12 protein-coding genes and 1 pseudogene are annotated in these 15,393 nt (G+C 57.5%); 4 read left to right on the plus strand and 9 right to left on the minus strand.

What is annotated here, in order from left to right:
• Positions 1–8 precede the first annotated feature (8 nt).
• Positions 9–533, minus strand: coding sequence for a MarR family winged helix-turn-helix transcriptional regulator (locus ACVWYQ_RS31315; protein ID WP_456726775.1), 525 nt, complete (start codon positions 531–533; stop codon positions 9–11).
• A 276-nt stretch (positions 534–809) separates the two neighbouring features.
• Between ACVWYQ_RS31315 and ACVWYQ_RS31320 the strand changes: the two genes are divergently transcribed.
• Entirely contained in the window at positions 810–1,355 is a 546-nt protein-coding gene (locus tag ACVWYQ_RS31320) for a hypothetical protein (RefSeq protein ID WP_456726776.1), read from the plus strand.
• Between the two features lie 130 nt (positions 1,356–1,485).
• Here the strand turns inward: ACVWYQ_RS31320 and ACVWYQ_RS31325 are convergent, their stop codons facing one another.
• Entirely contained in the window at positions 1,486–3,159 is a 1,674-nt protein-coding gene (locus ACVWYQ_RS31325; RefSeq protein ID WP_456726777.1) for an amidohydrolase, read from the minus strand.
• Positions 3,160–3,352: 193 nt separating this feature from the next.
• Here ACVWYQ_RS31325 and ACVWYQ_RS31330 point away from each other — a divergent pair, with 193 nt between their 5' ends.
• Positions 3,353–5,014: a winged helix-turn-helix domain-containing tetratricopeptide repeat protein gene (locus ACVWYQ_RS31330; protein ID WP_456726778.1), complete on the plus strand. Its 1,662-nt coding sequence runs from the start codon at positions 3,353–3,355 to the stop codon at positions 5,012–5,014.
• A gap of 634 nt (positions 5,015–5,648) precedes the next feature.
• Here ACVWYQ_RS31330 and ACVWYQ_RS31335 read toward each other — a convergent pair.
• The 7 genes and pseudogenes from ACVWYQ_RS31335 to ACVWYQ_RS31365 form a co-directional block, all read right to left on the minus strand.
• Positions 5,649–6,152: a septal ring lytic transglycosylase RlpA family protein gene (locus ACVWYQ_RS31335; protein ID WP_456726779.1), complete on the minus strand. Its 504-nt coding sequence runs from the start codon at positions 6,150–6,152 to the stop codon at positions 5,649–5,651.
• A gap of 894 nt (positions 6,153–7,046) precedes the next feature.
• Positions 7,047–7,220: a hypothetical protein gene (locus ACVWYQ_RS31340; RefSeq protein WP_456726780.1), complete on the minus strand. Its 174-nt coding sequence runs from the start codon at positions 7,218–7,220 to the stop codon at positions 7,047–7,049.
• A gap of 1,443 nt (positions 7,221–8,663) precedes the next feature.
• A pseudogene (locus ACVWYQ_RS31345) lies at positions 8,664–8,888 on the minus strand (NYN domain-containing protein); the annotation flags it as partial.
• A 19-nt stretch (positions 8,889–8,907) separates the two neighbouring features.
• The gene (locus ACVWYQ_RS31350; RefSeq protein ID WP_456726781.1) at positions 8,908–11,079 is read right to left on the minus strand and encodes a peptidase domain-containing ABC transporter; all 2,172 of its coding nucleotides are present in this window, start codon (positions 11,077–11,079) and stop codon (positions 8,908–8,910) included.
• Positions 11,057–12,343, minus strand: a complete 1,287-nt coding sequence (locus ACVWYQ_RS31355) for an HlyD family efflux transporter periplasmic adaptor subunit (protein WP_456726782.1) — start codon at positions 12,341–12,343, stop codon at positions 11,057–11,059. Before ACVWYQ_RS31355 ends, ACVWYQ_RS31350 begins: the two co-directional genes overlap by 23 nt.
• A 77-nt stretch (positions 12,344–12,420) precedes the next feature.
• A complete protein-coding gene (locus ACVWYQ_RS31360) occupies positions 12,421–12,618 on the minus strand; it encodes a hypothetical protein (protein ID WP_456726783.1) in 198 nt (65 codons plus the stop codon).
• A gap of 63 nt (positions 12,619–12,681) precedes the next feature.
• Positions 12,682–12,870, minus strand: coding sequence for a hypothetical protein (locus ACVWYQ_RS31365; protein WP_456726784.1), 189 nt, complete (start codon positions 12,868–12,870; stop codon positions 12,682–12,684).
• Between the two features lie 131 nt (positions 12,871–13,001).
• Here ACVWYQ_RS31365 and ACVWYQ_RS31370 point away from each other — a divergent pair, with 131 nt between their 5' ends.
• Entirely contained in the window at positions 13,002–13,253 is a 252-nt protein-coding gene (locus ACVWYQ_RS31370) for a hypothetical protein (RefSeq protein WP_456726785.1), read from the plus strand.
• Between the two features lie 257 nt (positions 13,254–13,510).
• Entirely contained in the window at positions 13,511–14,272 is a 762-nt protein-coding gene (locus ACVWYQ_RS31375) for a response regulator transcription factor (protein ID WP_456726786.1), read from the plus strand.
• Positions 14,273–15,393: the final 1,121 nt, after the last annotated feature.

Here is a 15,393-nt window from a genome sequence, read left to right on the forward strand (position 1 = left end):
AACGGTGTTTAGCGCGATTTTGGTTTTCGGCGGCCGGCTCCGGGGCGGACGTATTCTTCATTTGCCGTGACCACCTGCGACATCAAATCGATGAAGAGTTCACGGTGTGCCGGTTCAAGGCACGACAGCAGCCGTTCCTGGCTAGCAAGCGCTCGCGGACGTAACCGGTTGCGGATCTTGTGCCCAAGCGGGGTGCAGCGAAGCATCCATACCCGCCTATCTGAATCATGAGGTCGCCGTTCAACAAGCCCCTTCGCTTCGAGCTGATCCACCAGGCGGCCGGTATTCGTCCTGTCAATGGCGACGACTTCGGCAAGACGGCTCTGATCGATCTCGGGATGGTTTTCGACCATGATCAGAACCGCCCATTCCAACACCGATATGTCTTCGCCTTCGAATTCTTCCGCAACAATGGCGGTGGAAATCATCTGCAGCCGGCGGATCAGGTAGGCCGGCACGCGGCGGTAGGGTGGAGGCTCCGCTCCGATGCGGAACGACCGACCTGGTGAAGCGATCGCCTTTGTGATTGTCATAATTGTTATTATCAGATTGGACACCAGTATGTCAAACGGAAGGCGCGCGACTGTTGGAGACACGGTTCAAAAGCGGTGCGAGCGGCCGCGTTACGATCTGTTGGGCTTAGCGGGCGGTTAAGGCCGCAGACAAATGTCAGCTCATGGCCCATCTGCGAAATTGAACCGTCTGTCGGAGGTCCGCTCATCGGGATAGAGCCGACCAGATTTGCTCAATCTGAGTCCTTCGCATTTTGACCCATTGCGGACATTGCAGATAGTTGGCATCGTCGCTCGATGATCAACAACTTGCTTGCCGATATTCGCGCATGGGCTGTTTGTCTGATTGCATGTTGCGCTGCTTGCGCTGGCGCAGTGGCCTGTACGTTGCCGCGTACGTCGGCCTCATTAAAAGGAATTCTCTTCGAGCACGTCCCGACCAACATCGACGCACCGGTGGTCATCGAAGCGACCATCTACGACGCGACGGATAATGTGAGCTTCGCGTATGATAGAAACTTCGTACCCGCCACACTCATGAAAGCGCGAGTAGATCGAGTGATCAAAGGATCAATCGATACCAAGTACCTCACGATATTCGTATACATGAATAGCTGCGCGCGTGTCGGCGTCGGGCGGGGAATCGTTCTTGGAACAGTTCGAGACGATCCGCAGCGTGGGATCATGTTGGAAGCAATCCAGAAGGCCGACATGCGCAACTGGTCCAAAGAATTTGTCGCAACACAGGCAGCAATTCATAGTGCTACAAAGTGCTTCAGAAACGAATTTGGGGCCCCTGAGTGCCGCCTACCCGGCATTGGTCCGGAATCAACTCAGCCCTGATATCCGAAGCAGGTCCGCTTCTGACCCGCGAACTCTAGGTGGCTTGCCGGTGGTCGGCTCATAGGGGTAGACCGGAAGCACCGGCCGCCCCCTCCGAAGGGCGCTCATGACCCGAAGCGGACCTTCCCGACTAGTTGGATGATGTGAACATCGCATCGGCGAAAATCACTTCGCCATCCACGATAGTCAACAGACTGGTCGTGGCGGCCAGTTGCGGCGTTGGAATCGTCAAGACATCCTGGGAGAGCACGGCGAGGTCGGCGGCAAAACCGGGTGCAAGCCGTCCCTTGCGCCGCTCTTCGCCCTCGGCAAACGCGCCGCCGGCGGTATAGGCCGTCAGGGCCTGTTCGCGTGTCAAAGCCTCGGCAGGCTCGTTTGGGACGAGCACGGCGAGCATCAAGTTCAGAAACGGATTCTGCTCGCTCGGGCCGCCGTCGGAACCGAGCGCCAACGGAACGCCGGCGTTGCCAAGGCTCCTTAGCACCATGTCGTGCTCATGCATCTTCTTCCCCGCGATCGGCGGAAGTGCAAGATGGGTCGGGTTCTGGATGACGACGAGACCGAGCCTTGCCACGCGTTCGAACACGTCACGCCCGATGCCGTCGCCGTGTTCGATCCGCACGCGCTTCGACCGCCAGACCGACGCAGGCGCGAGTTGCTCCATCATGTTCAGCAGGCGGTCGGTTTCGGCGTCGCCGACGACGTGCAGCGCGAGCTGCGTCGGCCGCGCCAAGGCCAATTGCAAAATTTCGCGCAGTTGCTCATCGGAAAAGTTCGACCGCCCGTGCCATCCGGGGCGCAAATCGTAGGCTGCGCGCTGCAACGAATTCTGTTCGATCGGCGTACCGTCGAGCATCCACTTGGGTCCTTCGATACGCACCTTGGCCGGCACCCGCTTGGCAGCGGCATCAATCACGGCCCAGGCGCCCGGAATGCGTTGTGCCGTCGTTTGCCAAGTGCCCCATGAATAAACCGTCCATTTCTGTTGCGGCTTTGCCGCGGCGAGTCCCGCAAGCGTCACCTCCAGCGACTTGTCGTTATTCATCAGGTGAATCGACGTCACTCCCCAGCGCGCGTAGCGCTTCTGCGCCTCGCCGAAGCTTGCTGCCAGCCCTTCGGCGGTGGCGGGACGGATGCGCGGTGTGATCGTCTCGGCCGCCTCATAGGCTCGCCCGTCGAGCCGGCCGCTTTCGTCCCGCCCCCACCAGCCGCCCAGGGGATCGGCGATGTCCTCAGAGATATCGAGCCGCCGAAGGCCTTCGCTGTTGACAATGCTGGTGTGCCCCCAAAATCCGCGCAGGAACACCGGCGTTTCCGGCGCAACGGCATCCAGCGCCTTGCGCCAGTTGCGGCGATCGCGCGCAATGAGCGGACCGACATAGGCGGTGACCCAGTCCTTGCGCGTCTTGGCCGCCTGCTCCACCGCGGCCAGGACCTGCTCAGGCGTCGGGCCGGGAAACGGCAGGTTCGGCACGGCAATCGGGCGAGTCGGCAGTTCGGTTCCAAGATGGACATGCGCTTCGATCAGCCCGGGGGTGACCAGCCTGCCACCCGCGTCGATGACCCGCGTACCCGGTCCGCCCAGCGCGCGCACCTGCTCGTTGCTACCGACCGCCAGGATACGACCGCCTTCGACCGCGACAGCTTCCGCGTAGGGCAATGCGGGATCGGCGGTGAAAACCTTGGCGTTGACCAGAAGCAGTTGCGGTTCGGCGAGAGCGCCTGAGCCGACAAGGAGCGCCGCAGCGATCTCCATGCATGCCGCAAGGTGGCCGATCCGGCCACGAACAACCGTCATCCTCATGATAATCCCTCCTCTGCCATGGTGGCGCGGATCTAGGCACAGCGCGGATGGCCATTTTTGTCGTCGCAACCCTTGCGCGTCCTGAAGGAACGCTGAAGAATTGCCGACGCAGCGCTGAAATACGCGGACTTTGCGGCGCTTGCGGCTGAAATCGGTCAGGAAGGGCAGGATCTGGATGTCAACAGACCGGTACTTGATCGGTGAAGCGACGCTCGACCTCTCGCTCGGCCATCTCTGCCGCAACGGCACCGAGATTCCAATGCGGCCCAAGAGCTTTGCCCTGCTGCAATATCTCGTCACCCACGCCGGCCGCCTCGTCACCAAGGACGAGTTGCTGTCAAAAATCTGGCCCGACGTGGTCGTGACCGAGGACTCGCTGACCCGCTGCGTGAGCGAGGTGCGCGCCGCGCTTGAGGACACCGACCAGACGATGATCAAAACCGTGCCGAGGCGCGGCTACGCCTATGTCGGACCGGTGACGAAACTGGACGATAGTGTGGTCGGCCGGGCACCCGTTGAAGCACCGGCTCCCGAACAGTATGAGATCAGAAAATGGCGATGGGCGCCAGCGCTGCTCGCGATAGCGGCCATTTTCGCGCTCGCCGTCGGCGCCTGGTACGGCATCCTCTGGCGGCAACAGACGAGTGTCCCACCTCGCCTGTCGCTGGTGGTGCTCCCTTTCGCCAATCTGAACGGAGACCCAGCCCAGGATTACCTCGGATATGTCGTCACCGAAGACCTCACGACCGCATTGTCGCGGCTACGCGGCTCGATGGTCATCTCCGCCGGCAGCGCACTTACCCTGAAGGGCAAAGTCGACATCAAACAAGTCGGTCGCGAGCTTGGCGTGCGCTACGCGCTCGATGGCAGCGTGCTGCGAAGCGATGGATCGCTGCGCATCAATGCGAGGCTGGTCGATACGCAATCGCTGACGACACTCTGGTCGGACCGTTTTGACGTCAATCGTGCCGATCTGTTGCGGACGCAGGATGAAATCGTTGCGCGGCTGGCCAGCGCGCTTCAGGGCGAACTGATGCAGGCGGAGGTCCGGCGCTCGCCGAGCGATGCAGCGTCGAATGTCGACGCCGAGGATCTGGCGATGCAGTGCGAGGCTTCCGCCTATCGCCTCACCGGCGAGGTCACGACACCTCGCCTCGAGCTCTGCGAACGCGCCCTTCACATCGACCCCCGCAACGTTCGGGCACTGGTGCGGCTCGCGACCTATTATGGTTCGCGCGTGTCGCGCGTGCAAAGTACCGATCGGGAGGCTGATCTGGAGCTGGCCAACACGTTGGTGTCGCGGGCGCTCGAGATCGATCCTGGTTATTATGCTGCACACTGCGCCAAAGCCACTGTGCTCGAAGGCCGACGCCGCGTGAGCGACGGCGTGGCCGCCGCCGAACGCTGCTTGGCACTGAACCCGAGTTCCGTCGACGCCTACAGGGCGCTCGCAATCCTGAACTTTTTTCTCGCTCGGCCTGAGCAGGTACTCGCCTATGTCGACCGTGGAACGCGTCTGAGCCCCCGTGATCCCGCAACACCAATCTTCCTACTGTTCAAGGGCTGGGCGTACTTCTTGATGGGCCACGACGACGAGGCCCTCGTATGGCTGCGGCGCGCGGCAGCCGCCTCTCCGGAGACGCCGATCATCCTTGCCGCTCTGACCTCACAGCTTGCTTTAGCCGGGCAAGACGCTGAGGCACGCGCGACGCTGGCACGATATCTCGCGCTCCCTGGCACGCGGACCCGGGCCGTGGTACAGTGGGACTACGTCCCGGACGACAATCCCGCGTTCGCGCAATTCCATCAGCGATTCAGGAGCGGGCTACGCAGGGCCGGAATGCCGGAAAGGTGAGCGCTAATCGCTGCACTCTGCAGGGACTAGTGGATTGCGACGGGCATGCCCAACAACCGATCATCGCACAATTTCAACTTCCGCTTCTGGCCCATCACGTCAGTTTGGCCGACGCAGCGGCTTGTCTGGAGTTGGGAGCAAAGCCGACCTGAGGGTTGAGCGCCCGGACTTCTCAGTTTGACCCAAAGCGGACCTCCCGATGAGGCGGAAATCGTTCCCGTCAATCCTCCAGGAAAATCTAGACTAGATTCAACGGATCATCCGACCTGTCTCGCGCAGCGAGCCCGCATTGCCGAGGGTCTTCGCAAGGCAGGACTAATTGCCGCTGTGGAAGCATCCCAATTCCTCTGGCGAGTCTGCACGGCTGGTCGGCAAGATTTTCGCCGTGCCCATTGCCCGCGGCTTTGATCGGTATGGCAGTGCGTCACTACATCCCGCGCCCATGTCGGTCAGGTGTGAGCGGTGACAATCCACATTGCCTCGCGATCGCGGCCTGGAGCAGGATCGTGCAAGGCATGACCGACCTAGGAAAGACACCGGACCCGCGCTCAACTTTCTGCCCACGTCAGCTGCCGAGGCGAATCGCCCACTGACAGCCGCATACGACTGTTGCCACATAGAGCGCGGCGCTTACCTACAGGACCTCAACTCGAACTTGTGCCACACCTCGATCAGTAATTCCTAGGCCGCGTGCTGCGCCAAGGGAGAGGTCCAGCACGCGGTCGCGAATCCACGGTCCGCGGTCTGCAATACGAACTATGACCGACCTGCTACTCGCAATGTCGGTGACGCGAACCCGAGTTCCGAAAGGAAGACTTCGATGGGCTGCCGTCATCTCATCACGATTGTAGAGCGACCCGCTAGCTGTTTTGCCTTTTGTATAAGAATAGAAGGACGCTTTGCCGGTGAAGACTTTATTGAATGAAGGCCGGGGATTGTCTGGCGTCCGCGTCCATAGTGGCCCTGCCTGAATATGCTCAGGAGGACTTTGTTTTTGCTCCTTCTCTTCAGGAGCAGGTTCAGCATGTGCCTTCGGAATAATAGACCATCTATCGTCGAAGTTCTGTGCTGAAGCACACGGAGACTGCAAGCAAGCAGATAAGGACGCGATCGCGATTCCTGCAAACAGACGACGCATGATCAACTCCACTCACTGACCAAGACCAAAGAATCAAATGATTTTCAATGAGCGGCGTTCCCGAGCGTGCAGAGCAGCATACAAGGGAACGGCGTCATCAATTTGCGGTGATTTTCTGGTTAGTCGGAACTACTCTGTGGCGCACATCAGCTTCTGGCCCGCAGCCGAACCATGCTGATGCTATTCTGACGTCGGCTATCGGCTGTAGGTAGACGCCGGGCGGCGCTTGCCTCATCCGCCCCTTTTGACCCGGACCTTGGGTAGACCAGATCAAATCGTGCACTGACTGCTGCGAACCGAAGACCTTTGAGGTACCCGCTACTGGAGCGAGATATCCACTCGCGATTTCCTTGCGCGTACTGTCCCTTATTAAGGAATGTGGAGAGTGATACAGCGGCTGCAGCCATGAACCAGGTCAGCATTTTTGTAGACAATAGCTACAGCAGCGCAATGTCCCCCGTTAGGGCCGATGCTGCTGAAGTTGGATGGCTTCCTGACGGAACACGCTCGACCGTACGGGGCAAGCCGGGCGCAGAGTAGCCGCTTCGGCGCAAGAGCTGGGGCGCAATCGGCTCACGGATGACACGGTCGTCAGCGAAGCGGCGGGTCAACTCCGCCGTCAGCGCCTCCCCTCTGCTGCCTGAAACCGCAGGCGAGCCGCTTGCGAACATATCATCATAGGAGAACGGGATCCGTCGTTCCGCTGGCGCGTTCACGTCAGCACAATTGCGGGCGGGTTTGCACTGCAAGGAGCAGCCTCGCTATCAACGACTCGGTTCTGGCGCAGCTCGGCTGCCCCAATGCGATTCTACCGTCACGGTGCACCTATGTTGTGGACGCGGGCGGCCGTGCCTCCTCGCAGGGGCACGGCTATCGCGATCAAAACTACGGTGTTTACTTGGCGTTCGCGCCGGGGCGGTCGTGCGGATTCCCTGCGAAGACGTCTACCTTGTGGCCGCCTTCATTCTTGCCGCTTCCTTGGGCCGGCGGTGCGCCACCGTGGACAAATTCCAACTCGGCTTCGGTGATCTCTCTCAAACCGTCCATCTTTTTCAACAGAGTATCCATGACATTCTCCTTGGTCTGTATCGGACGAATTCTTGATCAGCGTTCCGCCGACTACTGGAGTCCCGGAGGCAGGTCTTTATTTTGGCCCGGAGGGGCATTACCATTCCCTGAAGTAGTGGTCATCTGCGATGCACCGTGGGGCTGCCCGCCAGGGTTTTCAGTCGTTAATTTTCCACCACAGACCTGCTCTAGTTCTTTCTCACTGAGTTCTCTCAGCGTGCGTCTGTCTTGCATGATGTTCTCCTTGCTTTGCTCGGAAGCGCACTGCTCTCGCGCGTTCAGCCCCGCAATACTCTCGCAAGAAACAGCCGCCTGCAATTCAGCGTTGGCTTTATGTCTTTCGATTTACGTCGTTCGGTCATCGGGACTCTAGACCCATCAACGTGCGTTATAGCCTGCACGCGCAAAGGAACGACGCAATCTGAACGCGGGCGCTCGCGCCGTGAAACGAGAGGAGGAGTCGGGGCAATCAGAGGGCAGGAATGCAGCATTCGCCTGGGTAATATCGCATTGCTGCGTACCTGCAAGCACTCTAGAGCCGAGTTGCCACACGTACAAACGCTCCTCGTGCCTGCACTTACTTTGGCGCTGCCTTAGACGAACATTCGACTACGATCGTGTCCCCTGGTGCCAAATAGCATCATGCGGTACAGTGTGTTCGTGATGGACAGCAACCGACGAGTGATCTGCGCCGCGAAGCTCGACTGCATCGTTGAGCCGAACTCAGAGATGTCGAGCCGAGCAAATGTTTGGCGGGCACAACGTTGAGCTTTGGGAAGGGGATCGGCTCGTCGCCATCTTTTGAGGTGCAACGTCGAAGGAGAATCGAAGCGATCGCTTGTCCTGAAAAAAGGGCCTGTCACGTCGCCGCGTTAGTCCCCCTTTTGCTCTGCTGCCAAGTTTGGCCCGCCAGGTATTCTACCGCTCTCACTTCTACATGTCGGGTCTAGTTCGAAGCTCTCCAGTTCTCCGAGCTCCGACACAGGCGGTTGGGTCCGCTCCTCAAAACGGCACCTGTAACATGCTGGTAACCAACTATTGCCGATCCGCGACAGCGAATTCGGTCTTTGCAGCTGACCGGAACTAGTTTCGGTGTGAGCTTCACATCAGTTTCGAATACTGCTTGCTCGGACCTCGTTACCCGGCAAAGTGCGCCTCGCAGCAATATCGCGACGCCTATCCGGGAGCGCGGAGCAGCAACACGACATGCGAAGTTCATAGGCCAGCATTGCAATGTCAGAAACCGAACCGACTAAGCGCGAAGACTTTTCTCTAGTTGGTCCGTTGTTGAGAACCTAACCTTATTGGCGATTAGCCCGGCGCAAATGCCGGGCTTATTCGCTGCGTTCCACTCGGGGGCTCAGCTCGCCGGAACGAGCACGTGTGCCTGCAACCCGTTCATGCTGGTAGCTGGCCCTCGGAGCTCAGTTTTCGAGCACGCCATCATTTTTCCTTGATCCTTGAGCTGGTCTCACTCTGAGGGAGCTGGTGCGAGCGATAGCGCGACTTGCGCTCACGAGGTGCGGGCCGCTTAGACCGGTTGCGACCAATTTTAGCTTTGAGCTCCGTAGGGTCGGGGAACACGTCGGCTTGGCGGCGCAACTCGTCAGCAATCAAAGCGGGATGGCTAGCGTTCGTGGAGACCACGGAAAGGCGGAGGCCGCGCCGCGGCGGGTCTGGGCTTAAGCTAGAGTGCTGTGCCCCCCTGTTTTTCCAGCTCTAGGAAGGGAGGGATGACGGCTTCATCCGGTTGGCAGTGCTCGCCACGCTTCAGATCGCTCGTCAACGTCCTCGCAATTCGCACAATTCGATCTGCTCCGCTACTTGTCTCAGGCCGGTGCGCGACATTTATCCGAGTCATCTGCAAGCCTTTAAGGCTCTCGTTGATACGCTTTTCGTTGTCCACGTCCAAATGGGCCGTCCCCTCGTCCAGAAACAGAATGCTAGGCTGTCGATAAAGCGCCCGTGCGAGCATTAGTCGCTGTTTCTGTCCACCTGATAGTGAGCTACCCATGTCTCCGATTAGACTGTTGTAAGTCATGGCCATCGCCATGATCTCTTCGTGTATACCTGCCAGGTGCGCACATCGAGTCATCCGCTCTTCGTCGAATGATGTATCAAAAAAGCAAATGTTATCGGCAATAGAACCTGAGAGTAGTTGATCCTCCTGCATCACTGCGGCCACGTGCTCACGATAGGCTCTTCCACTCATCGTCGAGAGAGGGACATCGTCAATCAACACTTCGCCGCTTGTCGGTTCCAGCAACCCGAGCATGACCTTAACGAGGGTCGTCTTGCCTCCACCTGAGGGACCCATAATCGTGATGAATTCCCCAGGTTCAATGATAAAGCTGACGTCTTCAAGTACAAAAGGATCCGTTTCAGCATATCGGAAAGAGACCTTTCGCAATTCGATCCGGCCCTGAACGCGCGGCGTATAGGCCAACGGCCGATCATGGCCGCGTTCAAGGGGGCTTAGGGCAATATCAGCCAACCGCTCGAGATGTAGTTCAATAATCCGGAAATCCAGAATTTTTTCGACGAACTGAACAGCCTTCTCGATAAACTGCTGTTTATAGCTAATGAATGCGAAGATCATGCCGATCGTGAAGTGATTGCCTAGAACCAGTTGGACGGCGAGGTAAATGGTGAGAATGTTCTCAAGTCCAAACAGCGCGTCATTAATACCTGTGAAAGTTATTCTGATGTGACCCAGCCGAACATTGGCGCTGACCACATCGGCATAACGGTTAAGCCATTGCGTCTCGCGGTCAGTCTCACGATTGAAAATCTTCAAGCTTTGGATCGCGCGCAGGGTCTCGATAAACGTCGAGTTTTCATGAGCCTTAGCTTCTATCACGGCTAAGTTGCGCTCTCGCAGCAGGCGATAGAGACTTAGACGCACTACCGCATAAGCTGCAAATGTCGCAAGAACGACCGCCCCGAGTTGAGTGCTATAGACAAAAATCATCGCCAAGGTTGCAACCGCCATGACTCCGTCAATCGCGGCGGTTATCACGCCTTCTGCGAGTGCCGTGCGAATTGGTTCAATGGACGTGAAACGCGAGAGCACATCGCCGATGTGTCGCTTTTCGAAATAGGCGATCGGTAATCTGATCAGGTGGTGAAACAGACGAGCGCCGATTTGGAAGTGCAACGCATTCTGGACAACCAGAATAATCGAGGAGCGGATAATAGTGGAAACAACTTTGATGGCAGTTAGGAGAGCAAATCCAAGAGCCAGCACCGTCATGAGATCGGCATCGCCCCTGGCGCTGACCTCATCGACACTGAGCTGGAGGTAGAACGGGCTTGCAATCACAAATGCTTCAAGAACCAACGAAAGCATGAAAACCTGAGCCAGTGCATGTGTGCTACCGCGCAGCTGTCTCCAGAAGGTTGAAAATGGGAGGCACGCTCTCTCGTCTTTGGGGCGAAATGCCTCGGTTGGGGATAGCTCAAGAGCGACGCCAGTCAGATGCTTGGAGGCTTCGACAGTCGGAAAGAACCTCTCTCCCAAAGCCGGGTCATGGACCACAATACCTCGCCTCGTGGCCGACTTCAGGACTACGAAATGGTTCATGTCCCAGTGCACGATCGCGGGCAGGTGAAGGTTCCTGATGTTATCAAGCTCATAGCGCAGAGGACGACTAGCCAGTTGCATCTGACTGGCCACCTGAATTACGGCTCTTAGCGTCACCCCCTTCAGCGACACTGGATAGCGCCGCCGCAGCGTGTTCAGATCGATTTGGTGGCCATGATAAGAACTTATCATAGCAATGCACGCGAGACCGCATTCCGCCGCTTCTGTTTGTCGGATTACCGGCAGGTTATGCCTACGGTTTAGTACATGCACCATGATTACATCCTGAGATTGACATTCTGACGCTGAGCAATGGATCGAGCAACCATCTGATCAGAGATCGTCTTTCAAGAATGATGTCTGCTTTCAAAAGCATGTCCGGCTGAAGCCGTATGCGCTTGCCATACGCGTCAATGTCCGGGCGATCGAGTCTCGCCGTGACCCGGTATGCAGGCTCCTTGAGCTCAATGGGTGCGGAGGTCTCAGCGCGCGTCAACATCGTCTGTGAGACTTCACTTACGCGACCGTGATATGTACCGAACTGCTGATAGGGGAACGACTCATATAGTATTCTGACGTCCTGCCCTGGCTGAACAAAGCCTATGGCCCTGGCCGGAATAAACAGGTTTGCTTGCAGTTCGCTATGGTCAGGGACGATCTGCATTTGCGGTCTTTGCGGATCTGCGAACTGACCAACAGTCGCTTGCAGGATCGAGATCCGTCCCGCCGCTGGCGCTCGTACCTCGTACGCGCGGCGTCCACTAATTTCGGCTATGCGCTGTTCTGTCGTGGCAAGTGCGCTGCGCAGGTTCTGGATCTTTCCTGCCGTGATGGTCGGCAGCTGTTCGAGAGAAGATCGGGCTTCGGTAAGCTCACTCTGCCGAGCCGCTGCCTGCTGCTTCAAGGAGTCGAGCTTCTGCTTCTGTTCGAGCGCGGCGATTTCCCGCTTTTTATATTCCACGTCTGAGACTATGCCTCTGGCCGCCAGGTTCGTTACAGACGAAACGAGTTCGCTGGACAACCGAATTTGTTCGCGCTGGTTCTCTATCTGAGCGTCGAACCGGGATAGTTCAGTTTCGAGGCTTGCAATTTTGGCTGATAGGCGCGCTTCCTCGGAGTTAATGCGGTCCTGCTCCGCGCAGATTTGATTTCTTAGTGAAACTTGCTCCACCCCCAGTGTGCCGAGCATCACATCGTTCACGTCCTGCCCATTTGCCGCAATCTGAGCAGTTTCGATGGTTAAAAGCCTCTGCCCTCCTTTAACCTCCTGCCCCTCTTTGACATGAACCTCTTTGATTGTGCCCGACTTTGAGGCGAAAATCTTCGCCGTGCCTGCGATCGGCGTCAGGTACCCCGCCACAGTCTCCTTTCGAGCATACTGGCCGAGAAATAGGAAGGCGGCTGTGAGTGTGACTACCGTCGCAATCAACCAGCTTATAATCTTCGTCGATCTCGTCTGGAGCAGCGCGACCCGGCCCCACTGCCGATGGTCCTGCTGGAACTCGACTACCTCCTGGCGAAACAGAAGCTGCGGTGACACGGCTCCAGAACCCAATTCCTATGTACCTCGGGACAGGTCTCTGTCCATCAGAGGCTATGTTGGTGAACTGAAACCCACTACCTGCTGGGCTTGCCGATCGACATAGCGCCGATGACAGTCCTGTCATTCGTTATGACATCGAGTTGGCTTCCGCCAGTTTGTGTGATGGTTTGACCTGACGATCTCACGACGATCGCGATGTGGATGCTTTGACCCGCAGAGACCATGTCAATGTCCCGCTCGTCCAAGTCAGAGAGCGCGTGCTCATAAGCCATTGAGATTCTCCTGTTGAAGAGCCCGCTCCTCCGCAAGTTCAATCGGGAGGAGCGGGCAATCACTCACCCGACTTGAAGACCAGTATTGTTGTTGTTGGACTGGTAGATCCAGACGTCCTTGCTCTTGTTCACCACGGCAACGTTCTTCTGGAAGGCCCAAATGTCTCCCGTTCTGAAGCCTCCCCCTCCACACACTGCATCCAGTTCCTTATCGACCAACTCACGCATTCCGTGGTTGCTAGTCATGGTCATTGCAGCCTCCTGTTTCAGTAGGTCTGACGCAATAGATTGCCTGTGCCGGCAGTCTTCTTGCGATCCAAGACCGTACGTGGATTTCAGTGTTGCGCAACGCTGCATGAGGTGTACGACAATTGAATGGTCCAATGGCCAATATCGCCGTGTACGACGGTTGCCCCCAGAGCGGCGATACGACCTTTGACCTAAAACCACCTTCGTTCTGTTGCGACGCGCGATCGAGCCATGACCATCCGTTCAATTGCACGCTGGGCGCCGCGCTGCCGCAGCGCACGGACCTGAACGCACCCGCCGCTCGCTGTCCTCATCCTGATCTGGCTGACCTGATACGTGATCTGAAGGCGCGTCTCGCCTGGCGGTCGCCATCACCATTCTTTTGATGGGAGCTTCATGATCTGTCCCATCCCCCTCTGAGGCGATGGACTCTACCCATTCTGAAGGGGATTGCGGGACTCGGGCCAATCGAGTTATCTGAATGACCAATCACAAATATAGGTGTGTGAGGCGCAGACGCATGAGTTGCGGAATGTCTATCCCTCACGGAAAACCGCTAGTTGCGGTTATAGACTCAAAAAGTCTGCGACGCGCAAGCTTGATAAGCTTCTTTCAGCATTGGGCAAACTCGGAAGATCTGAGGTTGACATCTTTCGATGTCGATGAGGCCTGCGAAGCACTTCACGCACAAACAGACATTCGGATGCTGATTGTCAACGTGGGCGGCGACTCCATCGCTGATCCGGGACACTTGCAAACGTTTATGATGCTACGTGGGCAATCGGGTGACGTCCCTTTGATCATTATCTCGGACAGGGATGAGCCTCAAGAGATCGCAGCCGCAGTCGCCGCCGAGATAACAGGCTTCGTCCCTACCGGCATAGACGCCAATCTCGCATGCGAGGCATTATCATTTATCCTACATGGCGGTTCGTATTTTCCACAAGCCGCTATTCGTAAACTGCAGCGGCAATCAGCGCAGAACCAATCACAAGAAGAGAGACCCCGATCACACTGCGGTGCCGAGTCCGCACTGAAATCCGATCAGAACGGGCGCAGGATGAAAAACAAGCTGACGGGACGAGAAGGAGAGGTGCTTGAGCGTGTCCGCCTCGGGCACTCAAATAAGATGATCGCGCGGGAGCTCGGGATGACGGAAGCAACTGTGAAGGTATATGTAGGTCAATTGATGAGGAAGTTTGGCGTAGCAAACAGGACGCAATTGGCTCTCGTTGGAAATCAGGATACTGCGCTTGATGGAACTGGGTTGACTGAAATCGCGGCTGCGGAAGCATGTGCTAACTCGGCCGACATTGAAGAACGGAGTGTCAAACCCATGTTGCGTTTGGATAACATTCTTGACGAGGTAGACGAAGCGAGCAGATCGACGAACGGCAGGTTGTAGTCGAATCGCATCCTCACTGTATAGCCGCGACGATCCAGCGACGCCGAGAAAAGCGGCCAACATGGTCTAAGGGGACGCAACAAGCTACCTATTGCGCATTCCAGCGAAGCAGGGCCTCGATTCCGTGTTGAGTCAGGGGCGGTGCCGAGGGGCTAAGATGGCTGTTCTGATATTCGCTTCGTTTGCAGAAGCGGACGCGAATTCCTGTTGGCGCGACGCAACGATTGGGCATCTTCTGTAACCCGATGTCGCGTTGCCAACAATCTTTTCGCCGTTAGGACTTTTGAGCGCATCGCTCGCGATCCCCCGAACGAGTAAGTCCGGTCCTGCTTACGCATCCGCAACCATCAGCAGATCACCTGCAATTGCCAACGGAGGCATCCCGCCTCAACGCTCTGTCGTGCACGCCCCTAACCCGAAAGGATAGACAGGGATCGGTCATCCGAGGAACACAACAGGGAGTACGTCCCGTCCTCCATGCGAGGAATGGCGGCACAAAGATGCGAAGAGTATCGTTAGACATCGCAGTAGGGGCGGTTCGCCATGCGGAAACGGATTAGGTATGCTCCGGCAAAAGAGCAGAATGATCTTCTAAAAGACGCAAACGCTTGCGCAATATCGAGTGGCTCCGCCGAGCCACCTACTCTTTTTGCACAACGGCCGGTGCGCCAGCTTTTCCCTCATGGGCCAGCGGTGGTCCTCATTGCCGTAAGCGCGCTAGCGGCCACATCAAGGGCGGAAACGCGCGCGTCTTCGGAGTCCCCGCAGGCCCAACGGCCAGTCTCCGCCGGTTCCCTCATCGCGGGTGCGCGATCATCCAATGTCGGCGACGCGTCGACCCGGCTTACGCAAGCGGCGGCAAGCAAACCGATATCCGGGCAGGCGCCGGAAGAACACCACGGAGCCAAGCTCCAAGCGCCTGAGTTCGGCACCGCAAAGGACCCCTATCTTTCCAATCGACGCAGCAGCGAAAAAATAATGCATATTTCGCCAGCGGCCGTCAGCGATATAGGCCAATCTCCGGGACACCACTCGGCGGATAAAGGGTCCTGCGAACTCACCGTTGGAACGCGTGCTCTCGGATTGCTGCAACCTCTCGAGCCGAGCCATCATAAGGCTGA

The sequence above is a fragment of the Bradyrhizobium sp. USDA 3397 genome, assembly GCF_054060965.1.